This is a genomic window from Halomonas borealis (genome assembly GCF_004798905.1).
In the GTDB taxonomy this organism is placed as follows: Bacteria; Pseudomonadota; Gammaproteobacteria; order Pseudomonadales; family Halomonadaceae; genus Halomonas; species Halomonas borealis.
This window is the reverse complement of sequence record NZ_SDMO01000008.1, coordinates 81,167-92,664: the sequence shown is the minus strand read 5'-3', so window position 1 is coordinate 92,664 and position 11,498 is coordinate 81,167. Positions and strand designations below refer to the sequence as shown.

General features: G+C 68.9%; 4 protein-coding genes. 1 reads left to right on the top strand and 3 read right to left on the bottom strand.

The annotated features are described in order from the left end of the window. Positions 1–637 precede the first annotated feature (637 nt). Positions 638–1,276 carry a flagellar biosynthesis protein gene (locus tag ETC07_RS09770; RefSeq protein ID WP_136248330.1) on the top strand — a complete coding sequence of 213 codons (639 nt, stop codon included), beginning with the start codon at positions 638–640 and terminating at the stop codon, positions 1,274–1,276. A gap of 184 nt (positions 1,277–1,460) precedes the next feature. On the opposite strand, the gene recD is transcribed toward ETC07_RS09770, so the two are convergent. From recD to recC, 3 genes are read right to left on the bottom strand one after another with little or no spacing between them, the layout of a single operon-like run. Continuing rightward, positions 1,461–3,728, bottom strand: coding sequence for an exodeoxyribonuclease V subunit alpha (recD, locus tag ETC07_RS09765; protein ID WP_136248329.1), 2,268 nt, complete (start codon positions 3,726–3,728; stop codon positions 1,461–1,463). Continuing rightward, positions 3,725–7,666, bottom strand: coding sequence for an exodeoxyribonuclease V subunit beta (gene recB / locus ETC07_RS09760; protein ID WP_136248328.1), 3,942 nt, complete (start codon positions 7,664–7,666; stop codon positions 3,725–3,727). The genes recD and recB overlap by 4 nt, the downstream gene beginning before the upstream one ends. Next, positions 7,663–11,397 carry an exodeoxyribonuclease V subunit gamma gene (gene recC / locus ETC07_RS09755; protein WP_136248327.1) on the bottom strand — a complete coding sequence of 1,245 codons (3,735 nt, stop codon included), beginning with the start codon at positions 11,395–11,397 and terminating at the stop codon, positions 7,663–7,665. The genes recB and recC overlap by 4 nt, the downstream gene beginning before the upstream one ends. Positions 11,398–11,498 lie beyond the last annotated feature (101 nt).

Below are 11,498 nucleotides of genomic sequence, written 5' to 3'. Positions count from 1 at the left end.
CTGACTATAAGTAACAAGAGGCTGATGCATCACGACACGATGATGAATTGGTTCGTGTCAGAACATCTCCAGCCAGTTCAGTATCGATCACTATTGAGCGCACAGGGCAGAGAATCAAACCAATTGGAGATGTTACCTATAGGTCAGAGGTCGGAACAAATTATCTGACTATCTGCTTTTCAAAGTGCTGGGATGAACAGCTATTTGACGACTTTCCTGAAACCGATGCTTGTCTTGTGATCCATGAAGTAGAAGAATTCTGCCAAAGGCTTCACTCTGCAGCGGAGCTTGCGCTGCCTCAGTGGTCGGGCATAGATGCTGCCGTTGTGTATGGTGGTAAAAGCAGGTTGGGCGCAGTTTTTTCCAAGCCACTCCAATTCATCTTGCAACACGAGTGGCGCTTTGCATGGCGTCTACAAGCCCAAGTTGCGCAACTGGATCCTGTCCTACTTACAATTGGAAGCATTACTGATATTGCAGAGATCGTTGAAAGACCAAACCGTGCAGCACCGCGCTCCTAACAATTCGGTCAAAGGGACAGCCTGCAAGCTGTGCTTGCAGGTTCCCTCCGCGCTACGTGCTCCGGCTGCCCCTTACCTCAAGCGTTGGGAATCTTGAAGAAACAATGGAGAAATACATGAAGTTTGCAAAAATTTGGGTTTCCGTACTGGCTTTTTTGACAATTACTGGATGTGCGACCAGTCGCAGTGTTGTTCCTATAGATGTGCCTGTAGCTCGCGATGGCGGTGTGCAAACCGAATCCATCTTCATCGAGTCCGTAGTCGATAATCGGACGTTTGAAGAGGCGCCTAGAATTCCATCGACGCCATCGCTCGGGTTTGACGGAGCAAATGCTGCGAGTGACGAAATGAAGGCTCGTGCAATAGGGCGTAAAAGGAATGGTTACGGCAAAGCACTTGGTGATGTTTTTCTTCCGGAAAATCAAACTGTCGAAGAACTAATTCGTAAGTATGCAACTGCGGCTTTCAATGATGCTGGGTGGCGTGTCGTTGACAACGCAGGTGCTGACCAGACGGTGGCAATACAGATTGATGAGTTATGGGCGTGGTTTAAGCCGGGCTTCTGGGCAATTACCCTAAATTCAAATGTAAGCACCACTCTGAAATTCGTCCGAAATGGTGTGCAAATCCCAGTATCCGTGCATGTCGAAGACACGCGCCAGATGGCTACTGAGGGTGCATGGAAGGAAATCGTTGAAATGGCATTGGAGGAATATCGCGGAAAGGTCCGTGCATCAGTCCCAATGCCTCGTTGATCCAACGCTTGGAGCTACGATGCTCAAAAAATCATTGCAGCGGACGTATGACCCGCCACGTACTTTTACTTTTGAAAAAGCACGTGGTGCCTCAAACGCTGCTGTATTCAGGCGATCGTAGTCCAAGTATCCATCCATAGCCGAACGACAAGCTCTTCCGTTTGAGCACGGGAGCAGAGGCCCTTCAACCCCCCAACCCACTCACCCGCATCACTCTTCTCTGCGCCGCGTCCATCAGCTGGCCGCGGCCGGTTTCGACCAGCGTCAGCCAGTGGCGGGCACGGGTGATGCCGGTGTAGACCAGCTCCCGGGTGAGGATGGGGTTCGGCGCGTCGGGCAGCACCAGGGCGGCGTGGGTGAACTCCGAGCCCTGGGACTTGTGCACCGTCATCGCGAACACCGTCTCCACCGATTGCAGGCGGCTGGGCAGCACCCACTTGATGCGACCGGTGCCATCGCCGGAGGGGAAGGCCACCCGCAGCAGGCGGCGGTTGTCGGCAGGCGCATTGTTCGGGCGCTGTGAAGCGTGAGCCGATCCCGGGCGCGGCATGTCCAGGGTGATGCCGATATCGCCGTTCATCAGCCCCAGGCCGTAGTCGTTCTTGGTGACGAGCACCGGGCGGCCGGGGTACCAACGCTGGCGGCCGTCCTGGCTGTCGATCAGCTTTTCGCGTTCCAGCGCCTGGCGCACCCGCTCGTTCAGGCCTTCCACGCCCCAGGGGCCGCGGCGCAGCGCGCACAGCAGCTGGAAGTGGCCGTGGGCCGCGAGCACCTCTCTTGCCCAGTCATCGAAGCCTTCCTGATCCGCGTCGTCCGGCGGGCGCCGCTCGCCCATCACGCTCAGGAAGTGGCGGTAGCCCACCGGCGGCGCGTCGGTGTTGCCGGCCCCGGGGAAGCGCTCGGGGCAGCCGGTCACGGCCAGGTGGGCTAGGCCGCGTTCGTCGTCGGCGCCTAGTTTCTGATGCGAGAGGTCCGCGAAGCCATGGGTCAGCGCCGTGGTGATGGCGCGGCGCTTGGTGGCGGGCTCTTTGTCGGCGTTGATCGCCGCGGCGAGTTGGCCGATGCCACTATCGGCGGTGAAGCGGTGGCTGACGCGCAACATGGCGATGGCCTGGTCCAGGGCCTGGCCGTCGGCATCCCGCGTGTCCGCGGGCAGCGGCTGGCCGGTGGCCTCATTCAGCCATTCGGTGGTGGCCGGGGTGTAATGGCCGCCCTCGGCCCGGGCGCACAGGTCGCCGAGTATCGAGCCGGCCTCCACCGAGGCGAGCTGGTCCTTGTCACCGAGCAGCACCACCCGCGCCCGGGGCGGCAGCGCCTCGAGCATCGCGGCCATCATGCCCACGTCGACCATCGAGGCCTCGTCCACCACCAGCACGTCCAGCGGCAGCGGGTTGTGGCGGTCGTGCCGGAAGCGGCGGGTGTCGGGGCGCGAGCCTAGCAGGCGGTGCAGCGTCGAGACGTCCTTGGGGATCACCTCGCGCAGCCGCTCGGGATCGTCGCCCAGGCCGTCGAGGTCGAGCTTGGCCACCTGGCCGGCGATGGATTCGTTGAGCCGGGCGGCGGCCTTGCCGGTGGGCGCGGCCAGGTGAATGCGCAGGGCCTGTTCGCTGGCACCTAGCGCTTGAGCCTGGAGCAGGGCGAGCAGGCGCACCACGGTGGTGGTCTTGCCGGTGCCGGGGCCGCCGGTGATCACCGCGAAGCGCGAGCGCCCGGCCAGCGCGCAGGCGGCCTTCTGCCAGTCGAGCGGGGGATTCGCCTCGCCCCGGTGGGGGAAGAGGGCATCGAGGATCGGGCGCAGGCGGGCAGCCTCGGGGGCATCGTCGCTATCGGTTACCCCGAGCCGTTCATGGATCCGGGTGTGGATATCCTGCTCGTGCTGCCAGTAGCGGCGCAGGTAGAGCCGCGGGCGCTCTCGGCTGCCGGCGAGCACCAGCGGCGTGTTGCCGGGGCCATCGGCCACCAGCGCGGGTTGGGCCAGCGCGGCGCGCCAGGCGTCGAGCGCCAGCGTGGCCATCACCCGGCTGGGCAGCGGCGGTGGGTCCTCCAGGCTGTCGCCCTCCGGCGGCAGCGAGAGCGCCAAATCCGGGGCGGCAAGCGTCTGGGCCAGGTCCAGGCACACGTGGCCGCGGCCGAGCTGGTGGCTGGCCAGTGCCGCCGCCAGCAGTAGCGGGGGTGAGGCCTCACTTACCTCGTTCTCCCCCCTTTCCACACTTTCCCCGCTGCCCCGGCTCGCCTCGCGGTGCAGGAAGGTGGCGAAGGCGCGGTCCAGCGAGCGCAGCCAGCCGCGCTCGACCCAGCGGTCGAGCAGGGCGAACAGCGCCGCGTGATCGGCCAGCGCGTGTTCGGGCGCTTGAATAGGCGCGGTTTCGGGCGCTCGAGCGTGCGCCTGCTCGGGGTTAGGTGCGTGTTCCGCGGCCGGGTGGGGGGCGTGGTTCGGAGTGTTCGGCGTCATGACGGGGCCTCCTCGGCGGCGCGGAACAGGGCATCGAGCGCGAGAATCAGCTCGCTCGGCGGGCGTTCGGCGTGCACGCCGCGGGAGGGCGCGCGGTTGCCGCGCAGGAAGACGTAGAGCGCCCCGCCCAGGTGGCGCTCGATGTCGTAGTCCGGCAGCCGGGTCTCGAGCAGCCGGTGCAGGGCCAGCAGGTAGAGGCAGTACTGCACGTCGTAGCGCTTCTCGAGCACGGCGTCATTCATCGCCGCCTCGGTGTAGGCGGCGTCATCCGCGCCCAGGTGGTTGGACTTCCAGTCGAGCACGAAGAAGCGCCCGTCGTGTTCCACCACCAGGTCGATGAAGCCCTTGAGCATGCCGTTGAGGGTGTCGGGCTCGAGCGCCGGACGTGGCCGCCCACCGAGTGTGTGAGTGCTTACGAGGGTGTCCAGCCTGCAAGTATTGACCTTGTGGGCGGCGAACCAGAACTCCAGTTCGACGCGGTAGTCGGTGGTGCGTTCCAGGCCATCGAGGCGCAGCGGCGCGGCATCAACCGGCACCGGCAGCGGCGTGGTCAGCAGCTCCGGCAGCCACTGTTCGAGCGCGGCGATCTGGCCCTCCCAGCCGCGGCGGTTGGCGCGCCGGGCCAGGGTGTCGGCGCGCAGCTCGGCGTCGTCCGCCACCCGGGCGAAGCCTTCCTCGCCGGCCCATTCCAGCAGGCCGTGCAGGAAGGTGCCCGCCGAGGGCCCGCGAGGGAAGCGGTGAAGCGAGCCCTCGCTCACCGTGGCCGCCGTGGCATCGAAGGGCTCGTGGATCACCTCCATGGCGGTGGCTTCATTGGCGGTGGTGGGCTCGGGGGCCGGCTCGGCCTCGCTGGCGGCTTCTTCGCCCGGCGGCTCGCCTGGTGAGAGCGGCGTGGCGCCGGTGCGCAGCGCCGAGTAGCTGGCGATCCACCAGTGCTCGCGAATCGCCCGGGTGGGCGCGCGGGCCTCGCCCAGCGGGGTGTCGTCGCTGGCGAGGTCGACCGGGGTGGCATCGGCCTCGGGGGCATCCTGCACGGCGACTCTGCTATCTCCACTGCCGTTGCCATCGGCCAGCGCCTCGAGCGCCGGGCGCAGGTTGTCGGGCGTCAGTGCCTCGCCGCCGGCCATCAGGTGGCCGACGGCGCTGCGCTCCATGGCCTCCAGCGGCGCCAGGCCCAGCCAGGTGGCGTGGCGGGCGCGGGTCAGGGCGACGTAGAGCTTGCGCAGGTCTTCGCCCAGGCGCTCGTGGTCGGCGCGGGCCAGCGTCGCCTCGTCGGCGGAAAGGGTCAGGCGCAGGTGGCCGTCGTCGTCGTGCCAGCGCAGCGGCAGGTCGTCTTTCTTCACCGGGCGGAAGGCGGCGATGAAGGGCAGGAACACCAGCGGGTACTCCAGGCCCTTGGACTTGTGGATGGTCACCACCTGCACCAGGTCGGCGTCGCTCTCCAGGCGCAGGCGGTGGGTGTCGGACTGCGCCTGTGGATGCGCGCGGGACTCGGCCAAGAAGCGCAGCAGGGCGTGCTCGCCGTCGATCTCGGTGCTGGCCTCCTGCAGCAGTTCGCCGAGGTGCAAGAGGTCAGTGAGCCGTCGCTCACCCTCGGGCACCGCCAAGAGCCGGCCGGGCACCGCGAAGTCGGCCAGCAGCCGGTGCAGCATGGGCAGCACGCCGCGGCGCTGCCATTGGCGGTGATAGTCGCGGAACTGCATCACCCGCGCCTCCCAGGCCAGCTCGTCTTGCTGGGGGCCGCCGTTCAGGGCGTCGAGCTCGGCAAGCGAGAGCCCGAGGCTCGGCGTGGCGAGCGCCGCGCGTAGGCAGCGCTCGTCGTCCGGCGCGGCGCAGGCGGCCAACCACCCCTCTAGCTCGGCGGCGGCCTCGGTCTCGAACACGCCTTCCTTGTCGGAGAGGTAGACGCTGCGGATGCCGCGGGCCTGCAGGGCGCCACGAATGGCGCGGGCCTCGCCGGCATTGTTGACCAGCACCGCCAGGTCCGACGGCGCCAACGGGCGTAGCTCGTCGTCTTCGCCCTGGGTGGCGGTGAAGCCTGTTTGCCCGGCCTGGCCCTCGCGGAGCAGGGTGGCCATCTCGGTGGCGCAGCGCTTGGCAAGCTCAGCGAGGTAGGCGCCCTTGGGCAGGGTGTCGTCGGCGGCCAGGTGCCAGAGGGTGAGTGCCGGTTGTGTGGCGCCGTGGCGGGTGAGTGAGTCCTTCCTTCCGTTCGCATCCACGGGCGTGAACGGCACGGGATTGCTCGATTGTTCCAGAGATTCAGAGCGTCTTTTACGGAACAGGAAGGCGCCCGCCTCGTGATTGACTTCGGCGTGGGCGAACACCCGGTTCACGGCCTCGACCATGGGCGTGGCGGAGCGGAAGTTGGTGCCTAGCGTGACGTGGCGGCCGGCGGTGTCGCGCCGGGCTTGCAGGTAGGTGTGGATATCGGCGCCGCGGAAGGCGTAGATCGCCTGCTTGGGGTCGCCGATCAGCAGCACGGCGCTCATTTCCGAGCCCGACGCCGCGCCCGATGATGCGCTTGCGTCGTCCTGGCCTGACGCTTCGCCGAGGCGATAGACCCTCGAGAATAGCCGGTACTGTACCGGGTCGGTGTCCTGGAACTCGTCGACCAGCGCCACCGGGAACTGCGCGCGGATTCGCGCGGCCAGGGTCTCGCCGGCCTCGCCCGCGAAGGCGGCGTCCAGCCGGTGCAGCAGGTCGTCGGGGCCGAGTTCGGCACGGCGGCGCTGCACGGCCTCGCGGCGGCTCGCCATCCAGTGCACGGCGTGGGCGAGCAGGTCGGCGAACGGGTCGGGCAGCTCGGCCAGTGCCTCAGGCAGTTCGGCCAGGGCCTCCAGCGCCGGCAAATTCGGCACGGGATCTTCCTTCCAGATCTCGGCGATGCCCTCGGGCGTCAGGCGCTTCCAGGCGGCGTCGGTGAGCGCCGGCTTGGCGAGTTCCGGGTCGCTCGCCCAGTCGCGCAGGGCGGCAAGCCAGTTGGTGCGGCTCTTGGCGTTGAGCTTCTGGCCGTTGAAGGCCTTGCGCTTGGCGCCGGCCTCGAGCAGTGCCTCCAGCTCGTCGAGCCAGGCCGGCCAGGGCGCCTTGAGCTCGGCCAGCGCCGCGGCGCGCTGTTGGCGATAGTTGGCCAGCGCCTCAAAGGGCGGCGGGGCTGCGGGCAGGGCGCTCGCGTGGGTGCGCAGCCGGGCGGCGGTGTCGTTCAAGGCGTCCGGCGTGGTCCAGTAGCGGGCGATGATTTGCAGCGCCTCGGGGTCGAGGTCGTAGTAGAAGCTGCGCCAGTAGTCCCGGGCGATCTCCAGGTCCATCTCCGACTGGTCCAGCGACATCTCCAGGGCGAACAGGCTGCCGCTGTCGAAGGCGTGTTCGCGCAGCATGCGGTGGCACCAGGCGTGGATGGTGGAGACCGCGGCCTCGTCCATCCACTCGGCGGCCAGCCGCAGGCGCCGGGCGCAGGTCGGCCAGCTCTCGCGGGGGTAGCTGTCGCGCAGGGCCAGCAGCGGGTCGCCTGAGCCCCCCTTGGGGCCAGCCCCCTCGGGGGGCTTAGGGGTCTGACCCCAGGTGTCGCTGAAGAGATCGCCGATCAGGGGCGGCTCATCTTCGAGGTTGGCCCCTTCGGCAGGCGTAGGGGGCTGCCCCACCTCGGGCTGGAAGGCCTCTGCCGCTTCCACCAGCCGGGCGCGGATGCGGTCGCGCAGCTCCTGGGTGGCGGCGTTGGTGAAGGTGACCACCAGTATCTCCGGCGGCGTCAGCGGTCGCGGGAAGCTGGCGGCATCCTCCTCGTTCCGGGGGCCGAGCACCAGGCGCAGGTAGAGCAGGGCGATGGTGAAGGTCTTGCCGGTGCCGGCGCTGGCCTCGATCAGCCGGCTGCCGGTGAGCGGCAAGGCCACCGGATCAAGCCGCGGCGTCTCGGCTGCCTGCAGGGTCTCGGGCGCTGTCATGAGCTTCGGCCTCCCTTGCCGGCTTGTTTGTCGCCGCGCTTGTTCTTCACCGCATCATGCAGCGGGGCGTAGAGCGCGGCGGTCAGCTCGGTGAAGTGCCGCCCGGCGGCCCGGTGGCGTATCAGGCTCTCGAGGTCGCGCCACTGGCGGGCAAGGTAGGGATCGCGGCCAAGCTCGCCATGGTCGCCGTTGAATCCGGTGCCGTGAAAGGCGGTGTCGGCGGCCTTCCAGGCCTTGAGGTCGGCCTCTTCCGCCTTCTCTTCATTGCCGAACACGCGGGCCAGGGCATGTTCGTCGCCGCCTTTCTCGTGCCAGGCGAAGGCGGTGTCGCGAGCCAGCGGCAGCGGGGTGGTCATGCCGGTGCGCCAGGCGCGGGCGATGGCCTCGAGATGCCGGCGCGCATCGGCCGCCTCCAGCGGCGCCAGGGTGCCGCCGCCGGCCCGGGAGATCAGCACCGTGGTCATGGGGCCGAGGGCGAGCTGGCCGGCCAGGTGGGCGACCCACGGGCCCAGCCAGTGCTTCCAGTGATATTTGCCCTTGTGGACCAGGCTGCTGGTCATCAGCACCAGCCGGCAGCGCTCGCCGGCGTCGTTCTCGCGCAGGCCGTCCAGCCAGTCCTCCACTCGCAGCGGGTCGCTCGACAGTGGGTCGTCGTCGGTGGCGAGTTCCAGCGACACGGCGGCCGGCGTCTCCCAGGCGTGGGGCCAGGCGGCGAGCTGTTCGGCGTAGTCACTGAACACGCCGTCCAGCGGCTCGACCAGGTGCTCGCGCATCAGCTCGGCGAAGCCGCCCATGGCGAGGCGCCCCTCGCGCTCCAGGCGCGCCAGGGTGTCGTGGATGGCGGGCATCGGCGATTCACCGTCGTCCACCGCGCGGCGCCCGGCCTCGATCAGCGCCTGCTGAAGCTGCCAGTGGTCCAGGCCATTCAGGGCGAAGGGCTCGTGGTCGGGGCTCTCCAGCGCCTCGCGCTCGAGGAACACGCCGAGCCGGGTGGTGAAGAAGGCCTTCACCGGGTCCTTGAGCAAGCCACCCAGGCGCGAGAGCGGCAGGGCGGTGTCCAGCGCCATGGGCGGTAGTTCGCCGTCGGCGTCGGATGCCGGCGTCGGCTGGCCGGCATGTACGGCACGCCACTCCCGGGCGTAGGTGAACAGCCGCTCGTCCTCCGCACGGCTCTCTACCGCGCCCGCCCCAGCGCGGCTCTTTACCGCGCCCGAGGCCGCGCGGCTCTCTACCGTGCCCGACCCCGCACGGAAGTATTCCCGGCTGAACGGCTGCAGCGGGTGCTCGGTGGTCAGGGCGTCGATCAGGGCCTGGCCGGCGTCGTCCTGGTGTTCCCGCCCGGCGAGGCGCCAGCCGGCGGCGAGGTGGTCGCGTAGCTGGCCGAGCAGCACCGAGGGCGGGCGCGGTTCGTTGTCGTGGATGCTGCGGCCGACCCAGCTGATCATCAGGCTGTCGCGGGCCGAGAGCAGTGCCTCGAGGAACAGGTAGCGGTCGTCTTCGCGGCGCGAGCGGTCGCCGGGGCGGTAGTCGTGGCCCATCAGGTCGATGTCCAGCGGGCGCTGGACCCGCGGGTATTCGCCGTCGTTCATGCCCAGCAGGCAGACGTGGCGGAAGGGGATGGCGCGCATCGGCATCAGGGTGGCGACGTTCACCGCACCGGCCAGGAAGCGCTGGGAGAGGTTGGCCTCGTCGAGCTGGCCGAGCCAGTGCTCGCGCACCACCGAGAGCGGCAGCGCCTCGCTGAGCCTGGCGTCTTCGCTGGTCTCTTGCCAGGTCTCCAGGCCTTCCTCCAGGCGGTTCAGGGTGGCGAGGTCGGCCTCGTCCTCGGCGGTGAAGCAGTCGGCCATGAGGGTGCGCAGCCGTCGGCACCAGGTGGCCACGTCGGCGGGCTCGGAGAGCGCGCGCCATTGGGTCTCGAGCGTGTCGAGCAGGTCCATCAGCGGGCCGGCAAGCGCCGCCTCCAGGCCGCCGATGTCGCCATAGGGTTCGATGTCGTGCCACGGGCCCTCGTCGCCGGGGCCGTCGTGACCGTGACCCACCGCGTAGCCCAGCAGCAGCCGGCGCAGGCCGAAGGCCCAGGTGTTGGCGGTGAGCCCGCCGGGCAGGTCGAGTCGGGCGCGTTGTTCGGCGTTGAGCCCCCAGCGGATGCCGGCGCCCTCGATCCAGCGGCGCAGCACCGGCAGGGCCTCGGCGTCTAGCCCGAAGCGCCCACGCAGCGCGGGCACCTCCAAGAGGTCGAGCAGGTCACTCACCGTGAGCCGCGACTCCGGCAGGTGCAGCAGGGCTTCCAGCGCCACCAGCAGCGGTTGGCGGTGGCGGCTGGTCTGGTCGGAGAGCGTAAAGGGAATATGGCGCGAATCGTCCGGCGGCAGGCGGCCGAACACCGCCTGCACGGCGGCGGCGTAGGTGTCGATGTCGGGCACCATCACCAGCACGTCCCGCGGGCGCAGCGTGGGGTCGGCGTCGAAGGCAGCCAGCAGCTGGTCGTGGAGGATCTCGACCTCGCGCAGCGCGCTATGGGCGACGTGGAAGCGCAGGCTGCGATCATCGGCCGGGGCCACCGCCGGCCAGGCCTCGCGGGTCTCCTGGGGTGGGCGCAGTTCGAGCACGTCGTCCTGCAGCTGTTGCAGCAGGCCCATGGCCTCGCCCTCGGCGGGCGAGTCGAACAGATCGATGCGCATCGCCTCGGCGTCGAACAGCGAGCGGTAGGCGTCCTGGTCGTCGAACTCGTCGAGCAGGCGCAGGTAGTCGCGGCCCTGCTTGCCCCAGGCGGCCAGCAGCGGCTGGGCGTGCAGGTGCAGCTCGGTGTCGTCAAGCGCCAATGGCATGCCGGGGCGCTGGCGCTGGCGCCGCCGGGCGGCCCGCAGCAGGTCCTTGTGCTCGATGATGTCCGCCCAGTAGTGGCGGCAGGGGTTGTGCACGCAGAGCAGCACCTGGGTGACCTTAGACACCGCGGCCAGCGCCTCCAGGGTCTGGCGGGGCAGCGAGGAGATGCCGAACACCACCACCCGGCGCGGCAGGTCTTTCGGCCGCGTCTCGGGCGTCAATTCGCGACAGGCCTCGAGGAAGCGGGTGTGCACCCAGGCGCGGCTGGTGGCCAGGCCGGCCTCGCCGATATCGTCGCGCAGCCGCCGCCACAGCGCCGGCTGCCAACGCTGGTCCTCGGCGAGCGGCCGAGCCTGGCCGCGGGCATCGATCAACTCGTCGCGGCCCTCGGCCCAGGCGGCCAGCCAGTCGGCGCGGTAGACCTGGTACTGGTCGAACAGGTCGGCCAGCCGCTCGGCCAGCTGGTGGCGCTTGCGCAGGTCATCATCGTCGGCCAGGAAGCGCGCCAGGGGCGCGAAGATGGCGTCATCCGTGAGCTCCGGTAGCAGGCGCATCAGCCGCCAGACGAGGCGCGGCTTGTCGAGCGGGGAGGCCGGCGGCACGGCGTCGGGGCCGTCCTGCTGGGTGAGCACCGCGCGGTAGGCCTGCCACAGGTAGCGCGCCGGCAGGGTGACGTCCATGGCCGCGGCGATGCCGGCGCCCTGGGGCGGGTCGGCGGCCAGCGCCAGCTTCAGCCACTGGCTGATGCCGTTGCTCTGCACCAGGATCACCTCGTCCTCGAGCGGCGAGAGCGGGTGGTGGCGCAGCCATTCCACCGCCAGGTCGCGCAGCGCCTCCAGGCGGTTGCCGTGGATCACCATGAAGCCGGGGGTGAGCTCGGGGGGCCGGAGGGCGGTGAGGGGCATGGCGATTCCTTCGCGATGGGCGGGCAGGAAGCCATGGTGCCGCAAATCGGCGGGGGCATGAAGCGGGACGGCGTCGGCGCCGAGACGACCGGCCCCTTGAA

What these genes read in the sequence shown, in the direction of transcription:
- ETC07_RS09770 (WP_136248330.1), top strand. Translation starts at nt 638, where the DNA reads ATGAAGTTTGCAAAAATTTGGGTTTCCGTACTGGCTTTTTTGACAATT.
- recD (WP_136248329.1), bottom strand. Translation starts at nt 3,728, where the DNA reads ATGACGCCGAACACTCCGAACCACGCCCCCCACCCGGCCGCGGAACAC.
- recB (WP_136248328.1), bottom strand. Translation starts at nt 7,666, where the DNA reads ATGACAGCGCCCGAGACCCTGCAGGCAGCCGAGACGCCGCGGCTTGAT.
- recC (WP_136248327.1), bottom strand. Translation starts at nt 11,397, where the DNA reads ATGCCCCTCACCGCCCTCCGGCCCCCCGAGCTCACCCCCGGCTTCATG.